A 19,473-nucleotide genomic window follows, 5' to 3' on the forward strand; every position below is an offset into this window, starting at 1 on the left:
ACGTGCCAGGAGACCTCGTGCCCGTTGCCCGTCCCCCGATCGCCCGCTTCGGCGCCGACCCGGGCCGACGCCGAGTGCTCACCGCGCTACTCGGCGCACCTCTGCTGGCCACCGGTGGGCTGGCCGGATGCAGCGATGGCGCCGACACCTCGACCCAGGACGGGCCGATCGAGCTGTCGGTCTTCTGGTGGGGCGGGGCGAGGCGGGCCGAGTTGACCGAGAAGGCCCTCCGGCTGTATTCGCAGCGCAACCCGCAGGTCAGCTTCCGGGTCACCTGGCAGGGCGCCGACGGCTACTACGAGCGGTTGGCCACCCAGGCGGCCGGCGGCAACGTTCCGGACCTGATCCAGCTCGACGACGCCATGCTGACCGAGTACAGCGAACGCCAGATCGCCCTCGACCTCACCGAAGCGACCGCCGACAACCGACTGGACCTGCGTGGCCTGCCGGAGGGTCTGATCCGCTACGGCACCGTGGACGGGCGGACGATGGCGGTGGCCGCCGGGCAGACTCTCGCGGCCGTGGTCTTCAACCGTGACCTGCTGCGCGAGCTGCGGGTGCCGGAGCCGCGCGGCGGGATGCCCTGGGCGGACTACATCGCCTGGGCGCAACAGGTCACCGAAGCGAGCGACGGCCAGGTGGCCGGCACGATGGACGCGTCCGGCGACTACCGCGCCCTCTGGCTCTGGCTGCGGTCCCAGGGCGGCGAGTTCTACCGCGGACGGCAGCTCGGCTTCGGCGCCGAGGAGCTGATCGCCTGGTTCGAGCTGTGGCAGCGCGCCCGCACCGGGCGGGCCACGCCGGGCGCGGCCCTCGTCGAGCAGGCCGACAGCGGGGAGCCGGCCCGGCAGTTGGTGGTCACCGGGTTGACCGCCGCGTCCTTCGCCTGGTCCCACCAACTGCCGGAGATGCAACGACTCAGCGATTCCGAGTTGGGTGTGGTGGGCTTCCCCGGCCCGCCGGGCGCCCAGTGGGCGCGGGCGTCGATGTACTGGGCGGGGTTCCGGGGCACCCGCCACCCGGACGCGGTGGCCGACGTGATCAACTTCCTGACCACGAACGGGGAGGCGGGCACCATCCTCGGCCACGAGCGTGGTCTCAACGCCAGTCTCGCCGTGCGCCGCTACACCGAGGGCAGCATCACCGACCCTGCTCAAAAGCGCGCCGCCGCGTTCGGCGCCAGCATCGCCGACCAGCTGGGGCCGGCTCCCGCGCCACCGCCGAAGGGCCACCCCAAGGTGCGTTCCCTGCTGGTCACCGCGGCGGAGAGCCTCCGCGCCCGGCGTACCGGCACGCGGGCGGCGACCTCACGTTTCCTCGCCCAGGCCAACGCCGCCCTGGCAGCCTGACCCACCGGCGGACCACCGCCGCCCGCCACGCCTGTCGACCGGCCCGGCCGGCCGTCGTCGACAGGTGGTCGTCGGCGGCCGGCCCGGATGGGCGACGGTCAGCGCGGGGGGCCACCTCGCCGGTTGCGCGTCAGACGCAGCACCAGGAACACGATGATCGCCACCACCACGAGGCAGCAGAGCAGACCGAGAAAACCGAAGCCGCCGCCACGGGAGCGCCGCCGGGCGGCCTCCACCACCAACTCGCCGGTCCCCGTGGACGCCCAGGCCGCGACCGGCACGAAGACCGCCAGGACGACCGCACCGAGGACCGCGCTGAGCCGGCCCCACCACTTCCCGAATGAAGACATGCGCCCATCCTCGCCGAAGGACGCAACCTCGGCACGGCGGTCCACGCCGAATTCACGCCGTTCGGACGGACGGAGCAGATCGGAATCCACAGAGGTGATCGGATTCGGCGAGCACCTCGCACCCATCGCGCCGGTGGTGGGCGGCCTTCGGCCGGGAAACAGAAGACCCGGCCCCACGATCTGGGGCCGGGTTCCGGTGTGCACTTTCCGTGGTAGCGGGGACAGGATTTGAACCTGCGACCTCTGGGTTATGAGCCCAGCGAGCTACCGAGCTGCTCCACCCCGCGTCGACTGGTTAACCCTAACCCATCCGCCCCGACGATGATCAGCGGGGGCCTCGGCGGCCCGGACACGGGCTCCGGACATGGCTCCGGAAACGGGCTCCGGACATGGCGAAAGCCCGCCTCCGGAGATCCGGAGACGGGCTTTCAGTCGTAGCGGGGACAGGATTTGAACCTGCGACCTCTGGGTTATGAGCCCAGCGAGCTACCGAGCTGCTCCACCCCGCGTCGGCTCGTTAACCGTAGCGCACCGACCCGGGGCACCGCAAAACGACTCCGATACCGCCGTCAGCCCAGCCATTTCTCGATCGCCGCCACCGCCCGCCGGCTGTCCGCGTCGACCTGCGCGCGCTCGGCGGCGGTGTACTCCCAACCCTGCTCCCAGAGCACCGTCACCACGTCGTCGACCCGGACCGCACGGACCAGTCGCACCTCGTGCGCGCCCGGGTCGCCCATGCCCTGCGGGTACGGGGCTCGCAGCTCGAACAGCACCGACTCGTCGCCGTACGCCCCCGGGTCCAGCAGTCGCTGCCGCCAGGTCCTGGTGTCGTCGGGCATCGTCTGCTGCGGGCAGGCGCGGACGGCCTGCCGCAGCTCGCGCAGCGCGTCGTCGGCGCGACCGGGACGGTAGATCGCGATGCTGTGCCGGTAACTGCCGTCCGGCACGTTCCCCTGCGGGGTCTCCGGTCGCTTGTAGGCGATCGACCGGGCGCGGCGCTGCACCACTGCCGATTCGCTCCGATAGCGGGTCCCGCACAGCGCCGGCAGGACCGGACCCGGTGCGGTCGACTCCAGGCCGGTCCGGTTGGCGGCCGCCAGGACGAAGAAGGCGCGGTCCGGGATCGAGGTCGGTGGGCGGGCGGTCGCCCCACCGGTGGGCTCGACCGACCGCGTACCGCTCGGGGTGGCGTGCGACGGCGTCGGGGACGAGGGCGAGGCGGACGGGGACGGGGAGGGCGCACGAGCCGACCCCGTCGGCAGTGGGGAGACCGGCGTGGCGGCCGGTGGTGGCAGCGGCGCGGGCCGGTCGGCGGAGAACGCCAGCCGCCCCCCGACGGCCACTCCGCCGAGCAGCACCGCCACCGCCAGCGCACTGCCGGCCACCCGGACCCGCGCCCGCCGGTCGGCGTGCCGCCGGACCAGCTCGGGGTGGGCCACCTCCACCCCATCGGCCACGACGGTGAGCGATCGGTACAGGTCGGAGAGTTCAGCTGACATCGTTCGCCTCCAGCTCCTCGATGTGGACGTCGGGCAGCAGCACGGCCAGCCGGGACCGGCCGCGGGCCAACCAGGACTTGACGGTGCCGAGGGGTACGCCGGCCTCCCGGGCGATCTCCTCGACCGGCAGGTCGAAGAGGTAGTGCAGGGCCAGCGCCTGTCGCTGCGCCGCCGGCAGTTGGCGAAGCGCGTGCACGAGCAGTACCCCGTCTTCGCTGGGTGGGGGCGCGGTCGGTGGCGGCCCGCTGCGGCTCACCATCGCGCGCGAGCGGTGCAGGCGCCGCCAGCGGTCGTTCGCCAGCCGGGACACCACCAATCGCAGCCACGCCTCGGGCGCCGGATGCTCCGACAGTCGCCCCCACTGCCGCCAGGCCCGCGCGAACGCCTCCTGAACGAGGTCCTGCGCCTCGGTGTGGTCACCGGTCACCGCGTAGCCGTAGCGCATCATCCGCCGGGCGGTGCTGCGGTAGAACTCGTCGAAGCTCTGTGCGTCCCTCACGCCTGCCCCCTTGTCCGCGCCCCGTTGCATCAAGGACGGCGGGAGGCGGTCGCGGGTTGCGGTTCAGCCGGACAAAGCATGTCGGAGAGGCGACAGGCCGGCATAACGTACGGACGCGACGGAGCCCCCGACGCCAGGACCGGTCAGGTCCGACGACGAGGGCTCCGTGGTGCTCCTCGGGCGCTGGTCAGCCGCCCGTGCCGGCGCTCGGGGTGGCGCTCGGCGCCGGCGGCGCACCGCCGCTCGGGTTGTTCGCCTGCTGCGCCTGCTGGAACGCGGTGAGCGCCTCGTCCAGCGCCTTGAGCGCGCGACCGTACCGCTCGAAGTCGCCGGAGGCCTGCGCGGCACGGACCTCGGTGATGGCGGCCTGCACCCGGTCCGCGGCGGTGGCCAGCTCGCCGGTCGGCGGCGGGTTGGTGCCACCCGGCGTCGGGGTCGCGGTCGGCGACGGGCTGGTCGGGTTGCCGCCCGTGGTCGGCGGCGGCGACGTGCCCTGCCCGGCGCGCTTACCCTGCTCCACCAGCTGCTTGATGCCGTCGTTGATGTTGTCGGCGAGCGCCACGAACGAGCCGCCGTCACCGTAGGAGAGCAGCACCTTCTGCAGCAGCGGGTACGCGTCCTGCTGGTTGCTCTTCACGTAGACCGGCTCGACGTAGAGCATGCCGTCGGCGAACGGCAGCGAGAGCAGGTTGCCGTACTGCACCTGCGCCTGGTTGCTGGAGAGCAGGTTGAGCTGCTGGCGGATGTTCGCGTTGTTGGTCATCTGCTGGTGCACCTGCACCGGACCGGAGATCCGGGTCTGGTCCGGCAGCTCCAGCACCTCCAGCCGCGGCTTCCCGTCGACGTACGACCCGGAGATCAGCGCGGCCAGGTTCTGCCGGCCGTTCGGGGTGACCGCCGAAGTCAACTGGAAGCGTGGGCCCTCCTGGCCCGGGAACTGGGTGAACAGGTAGTACGGCGGCTGCTTCTGGCCGCTGTCCGGCGCGTCCGGCACATTCGGCACCTGCCAGAAGTCCTGCGCCGAGTAGAAGTCACCCGGGTTGGTCACGTGGAACTTGGTGAGCAGGTTGCGCTGCACCTTGAACATGTCGGCCGGGTAACGCAGGTGCTCGGTCAGCTCGACCGGGATGTCCGCCTTCGGCTTGATCAGGTCCCCGCCGAACGCCTTGTTCCATGCCTTGAGCACCGGGTCGGTGTCGTCGTACTCGTAGAGCGTCACGGTGCCGTCGTACGCGTCGACGGTGGCCTTCACCGAGTTGCGCATGTAGTTGACGTTCTCCCTGGCCAGCTGGAAGGTGCCCCGGTTGGTCAGCTCGTCGGTCGTCTCGACCTGGAGGTTGACCCGCTCGGCGTACGGGTAGGTCGCCGCCGTCGTGTAGCCGTCGACGATCCACTGCACCCGGCCGTCGACCACCGCCGGGTACGGGTCGCCGTCCAGGGTGAGGAACGGCGCGACCTTCTCCACCCGGTCCCGCGGGTTACGCACGTACAGCAGCTTGGAGTCCTTGTTGACCGCCTCGGAGAGCAGGAAGTTCGACTCCTGCTCCTTGATGGCGTACAGCAGCCGCCGGGTGAAGGAGCCGATCTTGACGCCGCCCTCGCCGGTGTAGGTGTAGGACTCGCCGCCGCCCTCGCCGACCGGCCTGTCGAACTCGGCCTTCTTGTTCGGGTCGGATTGGCCGACGATCGCGTAGTCGTCGGGCGCCATCCGCTCGCCGTAGTAGATGCGGGGCTGCTTGGCCGGGATCTGCTCGGTCTGCGAGGAGCACGCCTCCTGGGTCCGCTCGCCGAGGAAACCCGAGACGAAGAACGGCTGCCCGCCGCACACCACCTGGTTCGCCGGGGCGGCCACCAGGCCGTACCCGTGGGTGTAGACGGTGTGCCGGTTGATCCAGGTGTTCTGCTGGTCGGTCAGCTCGCCGTAGTTGATCTCCCGGACGCCGACGACGTAGTCGGAGGTCTTGCCGTTCACCCCGTACCTGTCGATGTCCAGCTTGGGGCCGAAGTCGTAGAAGCCGCGCACCTGCTGGAGCTGGGTGTACGTCTCGCTGACCAGCTGCGGGTCGAGCAGCCGCACGTTCGACACGACGGACGTGTCGGTGGCCAGGTTCGCCGGTGGCGTGAGGTTGCTCGCCGCGTACGGCGTGGTCTCGGTGGCGCCCAACCCGAACGCCGCACGCGTCGCGTCGATGCTGCGCTGGATGTACGGCGCCTCCTTGTCCTTGGCGCTCGGCTTCACCTCGAAGGTCTGCACCGCCCAGGGGTAGATGCCGCCGATCGCCACGGCGGAGACGCCGAGCAGAGCGAGCGAGATGCCCGGCCACACGAGGTTCCGCATCCAGGCGTTGGAGAACACGATGATCGCGATCGCCACGACGATCGAGATGTACGCCAGGATCTCCTTCGCCGGCAGCAGCGCGTTGACGTCGGCGTAGCCGGCGCCGTACAGCTTGGCGCCCTCGTTGTACTCCAGCAGCATCGCCCGGCGGTCCAGCACGTACGCCAGGGCCTTGAGCAGCACGAACACCGCGACGAGGGTGCTCAGGTGAGCGCGGGCCGCGTTGCTCATCCGGTCGCCGATGCCCTGGAGGCGGACCCCGCCGAAGAGGTAGTGCACCGCCAGCGCGCCGATCAGGGCCAGCACCACGGCGGTGAAGCCGACACCGAGCAGGTAGCGCCAGAACGGCAGCTGGAAGACGTAGAAGCCGATGTCGACCCCGAACTCCGGGTCCTTGACCCCGAAGTCACCGCCGTTGCGGAAGAGCAGCCACTGGTTCCACCGGCTCTGCGCCGACAGGCCGGCGAAGAGCCCGACCACGGCGGCGGTGAGCGCGATCCAGGTGCCGAGGCGCGGGCTGAGCGCCATCCGGTAACGCTCCAGGGTGGCCTGCTCCATCGAGTGCGGCCGCAGCCGCGGACGCAGCCGGTGCGCCAGCCACAGGTTGCCGCCGACGATCACCGCCATGGCGAGCCCGATGACGAGGAACAGCGTCAGCCGGGTGAGCAGCACACCGGTGAAGACCTCGGTGTAGCGGACCTCGTCGAACCAGAGCCAGTCCGTCCAGGCCTGGACACCCCAGCCGAGCAGGGTGAAGAGCACGAACACCCCGACCAGGACAGCGATGGTGACGCGGCCGCGCCGGCTCATCCTCGGCAGGGGGCTGCTGCTACGCATTACCACTGTTGGCTCCGCACGCTCGATGTGATCGGCTCCGATCAGGCACCCAGAGTACGGGGTGTTCCTGAGCGTGTCGGGGCACGGTCACACCGGTCAGCAGCGGGTCGGCTGACCACCGGTGCGCAACGTCTCCAGAGCGGTAAGCGCCTCGTCCAGCGAGCCCACCTTCAGCAACGGCAGGTCGGGCTGCGGGTTGCGGACCGCCTCGGCGCAGTTGTCCGCCGGCACCAGGAAGACCTTGGCCCCCGCTTGCTTCGCGCCGACCAGCTTCTGGGCGATCCCGCCGATCGGGCCGACAGTGCCCTCGTCGTCGATGGTGCCGGTGCCCGCGATGACCTTTCCGCCGGTGAGGTCGGCCGGGGTCAGCTTGTCCACGATGCCCAGGGCGAACATCAGGCCGGCGCTCGGGCCGCCGATGTCCCCCAGGTCGATGCCGAGCGTGAACGGGTGCGGCTGCTGCTGGTCGATCTCGACGCCGATCCGCGGCCGACCGTCCTGCTCACGGCTCGTCACCGTCGCGGTGGCCGCCGCGCCGTCGCGCGTGTAACCGATGCTCAGGGCCGTACCGGCCGGCTTGGCCCGGATCAGCTCGGTGACCTTGGCGGCCACCGGCACCGGCTTACCGTCGACCGAGGTGACCACGTCGCCGACCTTGAGCACCCCGGCGGACGGGCCGTCCGCGGCGACCGTCTTGATCACCACCTGCACGGGGAAGCCCAGCTCGCGCAGCGCGGCGGTCTCGGCGCTGGTCTGCGACACCTTGAAGTCCTCGGCGTTGCGCTGCTCGACCTGCTCCGTCGACTCCCCCGGCGGGTAGACCAGCTCGCGCGGCACCACGGCCTCGTCGTCGGAGAACCAGCCGGCGATGGCCGAGCGGAGCCGCACCGTCGGCTGCACGCCCACTGTCGTCAGCCGGAGCTGGCCGGCGGAGGTGGAGGTCTCCCGGCCGGTGACCTGGATGACCTCCTTACCGTCGGCCGTGCCGAGGGTGTTGACCGTCGGGCCCGGGCCGAGCACCACGTACGGGATCGGCACCCGGAGCACCCCGATGCTGAGCAGGGCGGTGAGCAGGGCACCGAGCAGGACCGTCAGGCCGCGACGTCTCATGCGCCAGAGCGTACCGATTGCGCCGGGCCCACCCGACGGATGCGCCGCGCGACTTCGCCCTCAGCGCAACGCCAGCGGCGGCTACCTGGGGCGCGGCCCGCGTACCGTAGACGTCGTGCCTGATATTCCGTTCGGTTTCGCGCTCCCGGGTGGGCAACCACCAGACCCCAACGATCCCGCGCAGATGCAGCAGTTCATGTCGCAGTTGCAGCACCTGCTCTCCGCGCCGGGCAGCGGGCCGGTCAACTGGGACCTGGCCCGGCAGGTGGCGGCCAGCCAGCTCGCCGCCGCTGGCGACCCGGCGGTGTCGCCGTACGAGCGCAACGCGGTGGAGGAGGCGTTGCGCCTGGCCGACCTGTGGTTGGAGCCGGCCTCGTCCTGGCCGTCGGGCATCCAGTCCCCGGTCGCCTGGAACCGCAATGAGTGGATCTTCAAGACGCTCGACGTGTGGCGCAAGCTCTGCGACCCGGTGGCCAGCCGCATGGTCGGCGCGATGGGCGACCTGGTGCCGCCGGAGGCGCGCGCCCAGCTCGGCCCGATGCAGTCGATGGTGGCCACCCTCGGTGGCGCGCTCTTCGGCGGTCAGCTGGGGCAGGCCCTCGGCTCGCTCGCCGCGGAGGTGCTCTCCGCCGGTGACATCGGGCTGCCGCTCGGCCCGGCCGGCACGGCCGCGCTGATCCCGGCCAACATCCGCGCGTACGGCGAGGGCCTGGAGCTGCCCGAGGACGAGGTCCGTCTCTACGTGGCGCTGCGCGAGGCCGCCCACCAGCGGCTGTTCCAGCACGTCCCGTGGTTGCGCGGGCACGTGCTCAGCGCCGTGGAGATGTACGCCTCGGGCATCCGGGTCAACCGCGAGGCGATCGAGGAGGCGATGGGCCGCGTCGACCCGACCGACCCGGAGTCGATGCAGGCGATCGCCCTGGAAGGCATCTTCACCCCGGAGGACAGCCCGGCGCAGAAGGCCTCACTGGCCCGGTTGGAGACCGCGCTGGCCCTGGTCGAGGGCTGGGTGTGCCACGTGGTGGACAGCGCGGCCAGTGACCGCCTGCCCAACGTCGTCCGGTTGGGCGAGGCGTTCCGTCGCCGCCGGGCCGCCGGCGGCCCCGCCGAGCAGACCTTCGCCGCGCTCGTCGGCCTGGAGCTGCGCCCCCGCCGACTGCGCGAGGCGGCTGCCCTGTGGGCGGCGCTCACCCAGCACCGCGGCATCGAAGGCCGGGACGCCGTCTGGGGTCACCCGGACCTGCTCCCGTCGGACAACGACTTCGCCGACCCGGTGGCCTTCGCGATGAACGACATGGACCTGAGCGAGCTGGACAGCTTCGACTTCACCGCGCCCGGTGGCGCAAAGGAGAAGGCCCCGGGCCAGCCCGACGACACCGAGGGCGACACCAACACCGACGGCGACAGCAGCACCGACGGCGACAGCAAGGCCTGACGCGCGAGCCCGGGTTCCCGCGCCACGCGGTGGCGGGCACCCGGCGCATGTCCGCGCCGGGTTGCCCGGTCCGCAAGGCGGCTGATCGGGCGGAGTGCCCGGTTGCCGATCAGCCGGCACCGCCGACCATGCGCAGCGCCCGCCCGCCGACCAGCCGGAACTGCCGATCGGGCAGGGTGCCCGGTTGCCGGCCAGCCGCAACCGCCGACCATGCGCAGCGCACCCCCACCGACCACCCGACCGGCTGGTCGGGCGGCGCGCTGGGTTGCCTGGTCAGGCCGGACGGCCCGATCCGGACAGCAACGCGCGGGTGGCCTCCCAGCCCTCGAAGGCCGGGTCCAGGCTGGCGAGGTCGGCCGGACCGCGCTGCCGCCGCCAACCGGCGGTGACTGCGACGTCCCCGGGCGCGGGAGCACCGGCCCGGGCGTCCGCCGGCATCGACGTGTCCAGGTCCAGCGGAGGCAACCACTCCGGCACGGGCAGTCGTACGGCCACTCCGAGCAGACCGGGGCCGCCGCCCTCCACCGGCGCCACGGCGACCGACCGGGTGGTGAGCGGGCGCAGCAGCTTGCCGACGGTCAGCGCGGGCAGGTCGGGCACGTCAGCGGAGAGCACGGCCGCCTGGTCGTAGCCGTCCAACGCGGCGAACACGGCGTTCGGCGTCGACTCGGCCACCTCGTGGACAGCGGTGCCGGGCCAGACCAGCGCGTCCGCCAGCGGACGGTCGGCCGGGGTCACCGCGACGGCGACGTCCACCTCGTTGAGGGTGGCGACCAGGTCAATGACGTCCTCGGCGAGCGCCGCCCGCCACTCCGCCCGGTTGATGCCGGGGGGCGACCAGTGCACCCGCCCGAGCATCACCACCACCACCCGCCGCGCCATGACCCGACCCTAGCGCCCCGCCTCGGCCGACTCGATCCCGCCGCACGACCACCTGATCGGGTCCCCCGGAAGTCGGGGTGTCCCGGTGGCCCGGATGCCCCGATTTCCAGAAACCCGAGTCGATCAACGTCGGCCAGCCCTCGCCCCGGCCGAATCTTGGACAGTTTCCGTTCGAAGCTGACGGAAACTGTCCAAGATCGCCAAATTCACGGCGCGCTGCGCGCCGCGGACAGCGCGGCCCGCACGGCGCGGTCCCGCACGACGCAGCCCGCACGGCGCAGCGCAGGCACACACGGCCGGGCGCGCGCACGGCCCGGCGCACGCACGGCCCGACGCACGCGCAGAGCGGCGCGCAGCCAGAGCGCGCGACCAGGGCGTACGCAGGCGGGGTGCTCGGGGGCGTCTGTCGATCAGGTGGGGACGGGGGCGCAGGAGGCGGCGGCGACGCCCTCCAGGTAGCCGCGGGCGCGCTCCGACTTGGGGTAGCGGCCGACCAGCGCCCAGAAGCGGGCGTTGTGGCTGGGCACGATGAGGTGCGTCAACTCGTGCAGCAGCACGTAGTCGATCACCCAGTCGGGCATGTCCTGGACGCGGTGCGAGATGCGGATGCTGCGGTCGGCGGGGGTGCAGGAGCCCCAGCGACCGTTCTGGTTGGTGACCCAGCGGACGCTGGCCGGCACCGCCTTCGCGCCGTACCCGCCGAGGTAAAGATCGATCAGCCGGTTGGCCCGGGCGACCAGCTCGTCGTCCGAGCGGGCGAGCCGGCCCTCACGGGCGGCGAGTCGCGCCAACATGCGGTCGACCCACTCGCTCTCCTCGGCCCGGGAGAACTGGTCCGGGATGAGGACGACCACCCGCTCACCGTCACGGTACGCAGACACCGTGCGTCGCCGACGCTGGCTGCGCCGCACCTCGACGACCGGCTTACGCGTCCCCGCCATCACTGGCCCGCGCAGCCTCGGCTACGTGTCACGAAGGAAAGCTAATGCGTACTGACCAGGGGTCCGCAAGAGTCAACCGCACGACACGCGCCCAAAAAATGGTGTTTGGTCGCCCAGCGTCCCGAAAATTTCTTGGCCCGGTCGTCGCCGGGACGCCGCCGGGACGTCTCGTCACCCACCGTGTACGTCGTCGGCGCGGCACCGCGCGGGCTCCCCTCCACCGTAGGTGATCACTGTGCTCCGCGCTGCCTCGGGGGCACTCGCACGGGTGGCTGTGAGGGTTTGGTCGGCGTGTCCCCGCCAAACTGACTTATCCGACCTAATTCGCCATGCACACTCTCGACGTCGACTTGCTCACAGGCCGATGTACAGCTGACATGGAACTGCCCAGACCTGGGTAGGGTCCGCGGACCAGCGGTCACGAAGGTGACCGTGGAGTGAGACCCAGCGGCCGGCGCCCCGTGTGGCCCGCCGCCGGGCACCCCGCCGGGACCGTATTGACCGGCGGACGAGACGAGGAGGGCACCGTGGCCGACCAGGCCCAGACCTACAACGGTTACTGCGTGAAGTGCAAGGAGAAGCGGGACTTCGAGGGGCACGTCGAGGTCTCGAAGACCGGAATGAACATGGCCAAGGGCAAGTGTCCGGTTTGCGGCACAACAGTGAACCGGATTCTCGGCAAGGCGAAGGTCTGACCGTACGGATCGACGGGGGCGGGACGGCCGTGGTGGCCGTCCCGCCCCCGTTGCGGTTCTGAAGAAGGGCCACTGCGGACGCCGGCCAGGCTGTCGGGTGGCGGACAACACGCCCGGCGGCCTGTGGATAACCCGCCAGATCCTGTGGACAAGGCTGGATACCGCCTCGGCCGCCTGTGGACAACGATCGACCGAGCGCAGGGATGCGGTCACGATTCGTCACCATGAGTCGTACCCCGCTGCCCCGCCCCACGCTTCTTCCCGGCCTCAGCCGGCTCTGGCGGGATCGGCACACCCTCCAGATCGGTGTCGGCCCGGGGCCCGCCGTGCTGGTGGAGCTGGCCAACCCGCGTACCGCCGCCCTGCTCGACCTGCTCGACGGCACGCGCAGCGAACGGGACGTGCTGACCCAGGCGCTCGCGGCCCAGGTCGCGACCGACGACGCGCGTACGTTGCTGGACGCCCTGCGCGCGGCGGGCCTGTTGGTGCCGGCGCACAGCCTGCTCCCGCGCGACCTGGCCGGGCCGGTCCGGGCCCGACTCGCCGCCGAGGCCGCGGCGCTGGCCCTGGTCGCGGCCCGGCTGCCCGGCACCCCCGCACAGGTTCTGCGTCGCCGGTGGACCGTGTCGCGCCGGGCACCGGCACCCATCCGGTCCGGGCCGCCCGGGTGGATCTGGTGATCCAGCTCGGCACGGACCGTCCGCCCGCGCTGCTCGCCGCCGGTCTCGCCCAGCGCCGTCAACCGCACCTGCTGGTGACCCTGCGCGAAGGCGTACCGGTGATCGGGCCGTTGGTCCGGCCACCCGCCGGGCCCTGTCTGCGCTGCGTCGAGCTGCATCGCGCCGACCGCGACCCGGCCTGGCCGGGGCTCGCCGCCCAGCTCGCCGCGGCTGAGCCGGTGGCCGCCGGCGCGACCGGCACCCTGCTCGCCGCCATCGGGTACGCGGTCGCGGAGGTCCTGGCGCACCTCGACGGCGGCCACCCCGAGACACTGGGTGGCGCCATGGAGATCACCGGGGCGGGCCGATTCCGCCGCCGGGGATGGCCGCCGCACCCGGCGTGCGGCTGTTCGTCGAGCCGGGTGTACGCACCAGCCCGGCCGCACAGCAGCAGCGGACCCCTCCGGTCGGTAACAATGGCGAAGTGACCGACATCCCGCGCCGGGCCGTGTCCCGGACCGCCAAGCTCGCCGCTCTGCCGCTCGGCTTCGCCGGCCGGACCGTCCTCGGCATGGGTAAGCGCGTCACCGGGCTCGCCTCCGACGTGATCTCCGCGGAGATCCAGCAGCGCACCGCCGAGCAGCTGTTCAGCGTGTTGGGCCAGCTCAAGGGCGGGGCGATGAAGTTCGGCCAGGCGTTGTCGGTCTTCGAGGCGGCCCTTCCGGAGGAGATCGCCGCGCCGTACCGGCAGGCCCTGACCAAACTTCAGGAGGCCGCGCCGCCGCTGCCGGCCGCCAGCGTGCACAAGGTGCTGGCCGAGCAGCTCGGCCCCGACTGGCGCGACAGGTTCGTCGAGTTCAACGACACCCCGGCTGCTGCGGCGAGCATCGGCCAGGTGCACCGGGCCCGGTGGCGTGAGCCGGGTTACGGCCCGTCCGGCGAGCCGAACAGCCGCGACGTGGCAGTCAAGATCCAGTATCCGGGTGCCGGCGACGCGCTGCTCGCCGACCTCAAGCAGCTCTCCCGGCTGGGCGGCATGTTCCGGGCGATCCAGCCCGGCCTCGACGTCAAGCCGCTGCTGGTCGAGCTGCGCGAGCGGATCACCGAGGAGTTGGACTACGAGCTCGAGGCCGAGTCGCAGCGCACCTTCGCCGCCGCGTACGCCGACGATCCGGAGATCTTCATCCCGGAGGTGGTCTCCGCCTCACCCCGGGTGCTGGTCACCGAGTGGGTGACGGGCACCCCGCTGGCGGACATCATCCGCGAGGGCACCGAGGAACAGCGGGACGAGGCCGGCCGGCTGATGGCCACCTTGCACCTCTCCGCGCCCCAGCGGGCCGGTCTTCTGCACGCCGACCCGCACCCGGGAAACTTCCGGCTGCTGCCCGACGGCCGACTCGGGGTGATCGACTTCGGTGCGGTGGCCCGGATGCCCGAGGGCACGCCGGAGCCGATCGGCCTCATCGCCGGGCGGGCCCTGCGCGGCGACGCGGACGGGGTGGTGGCGGGACTGCGGGACGAGGGGTTCATCGGCCCCACCGACGAGATCGACGCCGAGGGGGTCCTCGACTTCCTCCGTCCGATGCTGGAACCCATCGCGGCCGACGGGTTCCGCTTCACCCGGGCGTGGCTGCGGGCCGAGGCGGGCCGGCTGGCCAGCCCCCGCTCCCCCACGTACCAGCTGAGCAGGCAGCTCAACCTGCCCCCGTCGTACCTGCTCATCCACCGGGTGACGCTCGGCTCGATCGGGGTGCTCTGCCAGTTGGAGGCGAAGGCGCCGTACCGCAGCATCCTGGAACGCTGGCTGCCGGGCTTCGCGCCGGTCGCCTGAGGATGTGCGGAAGGGCGGGTGCCGGTCGGCACCCGCCCTTCTGTGTGGGGTGGTACTAGAGAACGCCCAGGTCGCGCGCCGACTGGTTGCGGCTGTTCATGGCGACGGTACGGGCGGATCGGGTTGCCTCAGTGCTCGTGGTGGTACGACCGGCCTGAGGCCGGCGCATTCGAGCCCTGGTCAACGCTTCGTGGAGTAGTTGCATCTCGAAGGCTCCACTCGGAACGTTCAACATCGTTTTCTCACTCACTGCCGGTGTGCCACCGGCGTAGTTGGTACGGGTCGGGAACATGTCAGGCTGCCAGCCGGACCGCGCCACGCACCTCGGACAGCCCACTGGCCGCCAAGCGCGCCTCGGCCTCGACCCGGAGCTCGGCGTCACGAGCGACGTCCTCCTTGCGCGGACGGCCACGGGGCCGCTTGCGCGGAACGACCGCGCCACGCTCGAAGATCTCGCCGCCCCAGACGCCCCACGGCTCCGCTCGCTCCACCGCCCCGGCCAGGCACTCGACGCGCAGCGGGCAGTCCCCGCAGAGCGACTTGGCCAGCTCGAGCTCGGCAGGCGAGTCGGAGAACCACAGGTCGGGGTCGAACTTCCGGCAGGGCAGGTTCGCCTCCAGCTCGACGCTCACATCGAGGGGGGCCAACGCCAGACTCATCTCCCGGTCACCTCTCTCTCACTTCGATCTCGTGGATCGCATTCCGACGTACTTCGGCGGGGCAAAAAACTGAGGCCGCGGATCCCGGTAGCGGGTTCCGCGGCCTCGAGGTGAGCCGGTGTCTGAAGATCAGACCGGTCTACCTCGAGGTGGAACGCCGCGGACATCCGTGCGCTTCTTGGCGCCATCGATGTCCATGCCCGTGAAGCCACTGATCCCCTCGACTCCGGCGATCGGCGCAACGGTCAGATTCAGCTCGGCCTGAACCTGGTGCACCTGCGGAACCGACGGTCGTGCGGCCGCAAGGGCCACCCGGACAGCCGACAGCGGAGCGTGGACAGACGGCATCGCCGTCAGACGCTCATAGGTGAAGATCTCCACGGTGGCCACCTCCCTCACGTTCCTCGAATCGACCGGACCAACCCCCGTGAGCAGCCGGAATGGCGCCGCTCGCGTGGTGTGTTCTGAGGCTATTCCTCGCCCGGGGGCGAGGGCAAACGAATTTACGACGAGATTTCGAAAGTTTTCTCCGGGCAGACGTCGTCCACCCCCGCGCCCTGCACGAGCGCCAGCACCGACTCCCCGTAGAGGCCCAGTTTGCGGGGGCCGATGCCGGCGATGGCGATCAACTCTTCCGGCCGGCCGGGACGCCGCTCGGCCAGCGCGGTCAACGTGGCGTCGGTGAACACCACGTACGCCGGGACCTTCTGCGCGCCGGCCACCCGCTGCCGCCACTCGCGTAGGCGTTCGTGCAGCTCATCGTCGATGTCAGACGGACAGGTGGGGCACCGACCCAGCTTGCGGTCGGGGCCGGCGAGCAGGGTGGCGCCGCAGATCCGGCAGGACACGATCTGCGTCCGGCGCCGTTCGGGACGGCGCGCGGGACCGGTGGAGGCGCCGGCCCGCTCGGTGCCGCCGGAGCGGTCCAGTTGGGGCAGGAACCTTGACGGCCGCCGGGCACGCCCGCCCGGCGAGCGTGCGGCGGCGTACGACAGCCAGAGCCACTGCCGCGCGCGGGTGATGCCGACGTAGAGCAGCCGGCGTTCCTCCTCGACCTGCTCGACGGTCTTGGCGTACGTGGTGGGCAGGGTGCCCTCGGCAAGGCCGATCAGGAAGACCGCGTCCCACTCCAGGCCCTTGGCCGAGTGCAACGACGCCAGCGTGACCCCGTCCACCGTCGGCACGTGCTGCTGGGCGGCCCGGCGGGCCAGTTCCTCGGTGAAGTCGGTGAGGGTGACCTGACGCTCCACCGACGCCGCCTCGCCGATCGGCACCACCTCGGGGGTGGCCGCGTACTCCTCGGCGAGCTGGACCAGCGCGGACAGGGCCTCCCAGCGCTCGCGGGCGGCGCCACCGGCCGGGGGCGCGTCCGGGGCCCAGCCGACCGCGGTGAGCGCCTCGACCACCGCGGTCGGCAACGGGGTCTCCCCGGGGATCGAGCGGGTGGCCGACCGCAGGGCGACCATCGCCTGACGCACCTCGGTCCGCTCGAAGAACCGCTCCGCGCCCTGCACCACGTACGGCACGGCGGCCTCGGTGAGCGCCTTCTCGTACGCCTCGGACTGCGCGTTGACGCGGAACAGCACGGCGATCTCCTTCGCCGGGGTTCCCGCGTCGATCAGCGACCGGCAGCGCGCGGCCACCGCGTTCGCCTCGGCCGGCTCGTCGGTGAAGATCCGCAGGTCGGGTTCCGGTCCCGGGGGGCGCTGTCCGCTCAACTCCAGCCGCAGCCGCGCCTCGACGCCGCGGGCCTGGGAGATCACCGCGTTGGCCAGCCCGACGACCTGCGGGGTGGAGCGGTAGTCGCGGACCAGCCGGACCACCGTGGCGTTGCGGTGCCGGCGCGGGAAGTCGACAAGGTACGACGAGGTCGCCCCGGTGAACGAGTAGATCGTCTGGCTGGCGTCGCCGACCACTGTCAGGTCGTCGCGGCCGCCCAGCCAGGCGTCCAGCAACCGCTGCTGGAGCGGGTTGACGTCCTGGTACTCGTCGACCACGAAGTGCCGGTACTGACTGCGGACCTGCTCGCCGACGTCCCGGTGCTCCTCGATGCCCCACACGGCGGCGCGCAGCATGTCCTCGAAGTCGATCACCCCGTTGGAGCGCTTGAGCTGCTCGTACGCGGTGAACACCTCGGCGACCTTCGCCGGCTCGTGCGGCGTGTCCCGCAGCGCCCGGGCCGCCGACACGACGTAATCCCCCGGCTCCACCAGCGACGACTTGGCCCACTCGATCTCGCCGGCCAGGTCCCGTGCGGCGGCCCGGTCGGTACGCAGGCCGACCCGGGCGGCGGCGAGGGTGACCAGGCGCACCTTGCTGTCCAGCAGCTCGGGCATGGCCCGGCCGGCCAGCAGGCGGGGGGCGAAGTACCGCACCTGGCGCAGCGCGGCGGAGTGAAACGTCCGCGCCTGGACACCGTGCGCCCCGAGGACTGTGAGGCGGTGTCGCATCTCGGCGGCGGCGCGGGCGGTGAAGGTGACGGCAAGCACATGCCGGGGGGAGATCTCCCCGGACAGCGCCCGGTGGGCGATCCGGGAGGTGATCGCGCGGGTCTTGCCGGTGCCGGCGCCGGCGAGGATGCAGACCGGGCCGGCGGGTGCGGTTACCGCGGAGCGCTGCTCCGGGTCCAGCCCGGCAAGGACGCCTTCCGACGCTGAGTGAACCACCACAACCAGGAATCATCTCAGCTCCTCCGGACGTTGTAGCGGACAGCCTCGGCTTGATCCGCAAGCCGGTGGTCAGAGGAGTTGGAGGATCCGACCATGCTGACGATGTATTCCACCCCCTGGTGCGGCTACTGCCACCGGTTGAAGTCGCAGCTCGACCGGGAGGGCATCGGGTACGAGGTGGTCGACATCGAGCGGGATCCGGAGGCCGCGGAGTTCGTGATGAGCGTCAACGGCGGCAACCAGACGGTGCCGACGCTGCGCTTCACCGACGGCAGCGCCCTGACCAACCCCTCGATCACCCAGGTCAAGCAGCACCTGGCGACCCTCAGCGCCTGACCCGGCCCGGGTCACCTCTGGACGAACGGCCGCCCACCTCCGGGCGGCCGTTCGTCGTATCCGGCATCCGTCACCGTCGGGGCGGTCGCCGGGGCCCGGTGGCCACCGGCGCGTCGATGTCGGCGTCGACCGGGCGGCGCGGCGCGGGGAGGGTCGGACGGGTCGGCGGTGTGGGCCCACGACCGTCGGCCGGCGCGCTCAGGTGCCGGCCCCGCCAGAGGTAGACGCCAGCGGCAAGCGTGGCCACCCCGACCAGCAGGAACAGGGCCCGGTAGTCGAGGACGCCGACCAGCAGGGCGCCGGCGCCGATGGAGAGCGCCTGCGGGCCGCTGACCAGCGCCTGGGTGGCCGCCGCGACCCGTCCGACCAGCCCGGCGGGCGTACGTCGCTGGATCAGCGTCTGCAGGCCCACCATCGTCAACGGCAGCGAGACACCGGCCAGCAGCACCGCCACGACCCCCAGCCGCAGATCGGGGTACGCGAGCGCGAGCGCGGCCGGGGAGAAGAAGGCCACCCCGGCGGCCAGCGTGCCGATCTCACCGAGTCGGCGGACCAGCGCCGGTGAGCAGATCCCACCGAACAGCCCGCCGACGCCCTGCACCATGACCAGCACGCCCACGAACGCGGCGTCCCGATCCAGACCCTGGTCGACATAGGCGAAGATCAGCGACTCGCTGAAACCCATCACCAGCGACCCGAGCCCGTAGCCGAGCAGGGCCCGGCGCAGCGCCGGCTCGCCGGTCAGGTGCCGCAGGCCGGCGCCCAGCTCGGCGGGCCACCGCAGCCGCGCGCTCGGCGGCGTCAGCGCCGGGCTCGGCACCGCGGTCACCACCAGGGCCGCGATCACGAAGCCGACCATGCCGATCCCGGCCAGCGCCCACCCGCCGAGCGCCGCGTAGAGCGCCGCGCCGACCAGCGGGCCGACCAGCCGCAGCCCCTGGCGTACGGTCTGCAGCACGCCGTTCGCCTCGGCGAGCAGCTCCACCGGCACCAACTGCCGGATCAACCCGCTGAGCGCCGCGCCGAGCGTGATGGACGACAGCCCGTAGAGGGCCGCCACCAGGTAGACGAGCCAGACGTCGCCCGCGTCGCGGACGGTGAACAACGGGACCAGCAGCAGCGCGGTGACCACGTTCGCGGTCACGAAGAAAGGCCGGCGCGGGTACCTGTCGACGAACCAACCGACCAGCGGCGCCAACGTCATCGGGGCGATGACGGCGAAGATGATGCCGCCGGCGAGCCCGTTGGAGCCGGTCAGGTCCTTGACCCAGATGGCGAGTGCGAGCAGCAGGATCGACTCGGCGGTCATGCTGGCCAGCAGGCCGCCGAACAGCAGGCGGAAGTCGGGTCGGCGCAGGACGGTGCGCATGGGGTCCCTCCGGCG

General features: G+C 71.9%; 16 protein-coding genes, 2 tRNA genes and 1 pseudogene. 6 read left to right on the forward strand and 13 right to left on the reverse strand.

The window, feature by feature from the left end; all coding sequences use genetic code 11:
* Positions 1 to 17 precede the first annotated feature (17 nt).
* Positions 18 to 1,349 carry an extracellular solute-binding protein gene (locus tag B0E54_RS21700; RefSeq protein WP_234587644.1) on the forward strand — a complete coding sequence of 444 codons (1,332 nt, stop codon included), beginning with the start codon at positions 18 to 20 and terminating at the stop codon, positions 1,347 to 1,349.
* A 98-nt stretch (positions 1,350 to 1,447) separates the two neighbouring features.
* Here the strand turns inward: B0E54_RS21700 and B0E54_RS21705 are convergent, their stop codons facing one another.
* The 7 genes from B0E54_RS21705 to B0E54_RS21735 form a co-directional block, all read right to left on the reverse strand.
* The gene (locus B0E54_RS21705; protein ID WP_089019121.1) at positions 1,448 to 1,699 is read right to left on the reverse strand and encodes a hypothetical protein; all 252 of its coding nucleotides are present in this window, start codon (positions 1,697 to 1,699) and stop codon (positions 1,448 to 1,450) included.
* Between the two features lie 210 nt (positions 1,700 to 1,909).
* Positions 1,910 to 1,986, reverse strand: a tRNA-Met gene (locus B0E54_RS21710).
* A 148-nt stretch (positions 1,987 to 2,134) separates the two neighbouring features.
* Positions 2,135 to 2,208, reverse strand: a tRNA-Met gene (locus B0E54_RS21715).
* Between the two features lie 60 nt (positions 2,209 to 2,268).
* A complete protein-coding gene (locus B0E54_RS21720) occupies positions 2,269 to 3,198 on the reverse strand; it encodes a hypothetical protein (protein ID WP_234587646.1) in 930 nt (309 codons plus the stop codon).
* Entirely contained in the window at positions 3,188 to 3,697 is a 510-nt protein-coding gene (locus B0E54_RS21725; RefSeq protein ID WP_234587648.1) for an RNA polymerase sigma factor, read from the reverse strand. The genes B0E54_RS21720 and B0E54_RS21725 overlap by 11 nt, the downstream gene beginning before the upstream one ends.
* Before the next feature lie 187 nt (positions 3,698 to 3,884).
* A complete protein-coding gene (locus B0E54_RS21730) occupies positions 3,885 to 6,872 on the reverse strand; it encodes a UPF0182 family protein (RefSeq protein WP_234587651.1) in 2,988 nt (995 codons plus the stop codon).
* A 96-nt stretch (positions 6,873 to 6,968) separates the two neighbouring features.
* Positions 6,969 to 7,982, reverse strand: coding sequence for a PDZ domain-containing protein (locus B0E54_RS21735; protein WP_234587653.1), 1,014 nt, complete (start codon positions 7,980 to 7,982; stop codon positions 6,969 to 6,971).
* A gap of 115 nt (positions 7,983 to 8,097) precedes the next feature.
* Here B0E54_RS21735 and B0E54_RS21740 point away from each other — a divergent pair, with 115 nt between their 5' ends.
* A complete protein-coding gene (locus tag B0E54_RS21740) occupies positions 8,098 to 9,417 on the forward strand; it encodes a zinc-dependent metalloprotease (protein ID WP_234587654.1) in 1,320 nt (439 codons plus the stop codon).
* A gap of 273 nt (positions 9,418 to 9,690) precedes the next feature.
* Here B0E54_RS21740 and B0E54_RS21745 read toward each other — a convergent pair whose 3' ends face one another.
* Entirely contained in the window at positions 9,691 to 10,299 is a 609-nt protein-coding gene (locus B0E54_RS21745) for a hypothetical protein (protein WP_234587655.1), read from the reverse strand.
* 410 nt (positions 10,300 to 10,709) lie between these two features.
* Positions 10,710 to 11,240 (reverse strand): M48 family metallopeptidase, encoded by a 531-nt coding sequence (locus tag B0E54_RS21750; protein WP_234587656.1) that lies wholly within the window; start codon positions 11,238 to 11,240, stop codon positions 10,710 to 10,712.
* A 527-nt stretch (positions 11,241 to 11,767) separates the two neighbouring features.
* On the opposite strand from B0E54_RS21750, the gene B0E54_RS21755 reads away from it, so the two are divergent.
* The 3 genes and pseudogenes from B0E54_RS21755 (at position 11,768) to B0E54_RS21765 (ending at position 14,425) form a co-directional block, all read left to right on the forward strand.
* Positions 11,768 to 11,935: a DUF5679 domain-containing protein gene (locus B0E54_RS21755; protein ID WP_007464795.1), complete on the forward strand. Its 168-nt coding sequence runs from the start codon at positions 11,768 to 11,770 to the stop codon at positions 11,933 to 11,935.
* A 224-nt stretch (positions 11,936 to 12,159) separates the two neighbouring features.
* A pseudogene (locus B0E54_RS21760) lies at positions 12,160 to 13,082 on the forward strand (hypothetical protein).
* Positions 13,079 to 14,425 carry an AarF/ABC1/UbiB kinase family protein gene (locus B0E54_RS21765; protein ID WP_234587657.1) on the forward strand — a complete coding sequence of 449 codons (1,347 nt, stop codon included), beginning with the start codon at positions 13,079 to 13,081 and terminating at the stop codon, positions 14,423 to 14,425. Before B0E54_RS21760 ends, B0E54_RS21765 begins: the two are co-directional and overlap by 4 nt.
* Positions 14,426 to 14,718: 293 nt before the next feature.
* Here B0E54_RS21765 and B0E54_RS21770 read toward each other — a convergent pair whose 3' ends face one another.
* The 3 genes from B0E54_RS21770 to B0E54_RS21780 form a co-directional block, all read right to left on the reverse strand.
* Entirely contained in the window at positions 14,719 to 15,084 is a 366-nt protein-coding gene (locus B0E54_RS21770) for a WhiB family transcriptional regulator (protein WP_007464802.1), read from the reverse strand.
* Positions 15,085 to 15,213: 129 nt separating this feature from the next.
* Positions 15,214 to 15,465, reverse strand: a complete 252-nt coding sequence (locus B0E54_RS21775) for a hypothetical protein (RefSeq protein ID WP_234587658.1) — start codon at positions 15,463 to 15,465, stop codon at positions 15,214 to 15,216.
* A 122-nt stretch (positions 15,466 to 15,587) separates the two neighbouring features.
* Positions 15,588 to 17,753: an ATP-dependent DNA helicase UvrD2 gene (locus B0E54_RS21780; RefSeq protein WP_234587659.1), complete on the reverse strand. Its 2,166-nt coding sequence runs from the start codon at positions 17,751 to 17,753 to the stop codon at positions 15,588 to 15,590.
* 93 nt (positions 17,754 to 17,846) lie between these two features.
* Here B0E54_RS21780 and B0E54_RS21785 point away from each other — a divergent pair, with 93 nt between their 5' ends.
* The gene (locus tag B0E54_RS21785; protein WP_234587660.1) at positions 17,847 to 18,089 is read left to right on the forward strand and encodes a mycoredoxin; all 243 of its coding nucleotides are present in this window, start codon (positions 17,847 to 17,849) and stop codon (positions 18,087 to 18,089) included.
* Between the two features lie 70 nt (positions 18,090 to 18,159).
* Here B0E54_RS21785 and B0E54_RS21790 read toward each other — a convergent pair whose 3' ends face one another.
* Entirely contained in the window at positions 18,160 to 19,458 is a 1,299-nt protein-coding gene (locus tag B0E54_RS21790) for an MFS transporter (RefSeq protein ID WP_234587662.1), read from the reverse strand.
* Between the last annotated feature and the right edge of the window lie 15 nt (positions 19,459 to 19,473).

Origin of the sequence: Micromonospora sp. MH99 (assembly GCF_021442385.1) — a bacterium.
Taxonomy (GTDB): domain Bacteria; phylum Actinomycetota; class Actinomycetes; order Mycobacteriales; family Micromonosporaceae; genus Micromonospora.

Coding starts and splice junctions, on each gene's coding strand:
- B0E54_RS21785 (WP_234587660.1), top strand. CDS start 17,847: ATGCTGACGATGTATTCCACCCCCTGGTGCGGCTACTGCCACCGGTTG.
- B0E54_RS21735 (WP_234587653.1), bottom strand. CDS start 7,982: ATGAGACGTCGCGGCCTGACGGTCCTGCTCGGTGCCCTGCTCACCGCC.
- B0E54_RS21705 (WP_089019121.1), bottom strand. CDS start 1,699: ATGTCTTCATTCGGGAAGTGGTGGGGCCGGCTCAGCGCGGTCCTCGGT.
- B0E54_RS21730 (WP_234587651.1), bottom strand. CDS start 6,872: ATGCGTAGCAGCAGCCCCCTGCCGAGGATGAGCCGGCGCGGCCGCGTC.
- B0E54_RS21720 (WP_234587646.1), bottom strand. CDS start 3,198: ATGTCAGCTGAACTCTCCGACCTGTACCGATCGCTCACCGTCGTGGCC.
- B0E54_RS21790 (WP_234587662.1), bottom strand. CDS start 19,458: ATGCGCACCGTCCTGCGCCGACCCGACTTCCGCCTGCTGTTCGGCGGC.
- B0E54_RS21750 (WP_234587656.1), bottom strand. CDS start 11,240: ATGGCGGGGACGCGTAAGCCGGTCGTCGAGGTGCGGCGCAGCCAGCGT.
- B0E54_RS21745 (WP_234587655.1), bottom strand. CDS start 10,299: ATGGCGCGGCGGGTGGTGGTGGTGATGCTCGGGCGGGTGCACTGGTCG.
- B0E54_RS21770 (WP_007464802.1), bottom strand. CDS start 15,084: ATGAGTCTGGCGTTGGCCCCCCTCGATGTGAGCGTCGAGCTGGAGGCG.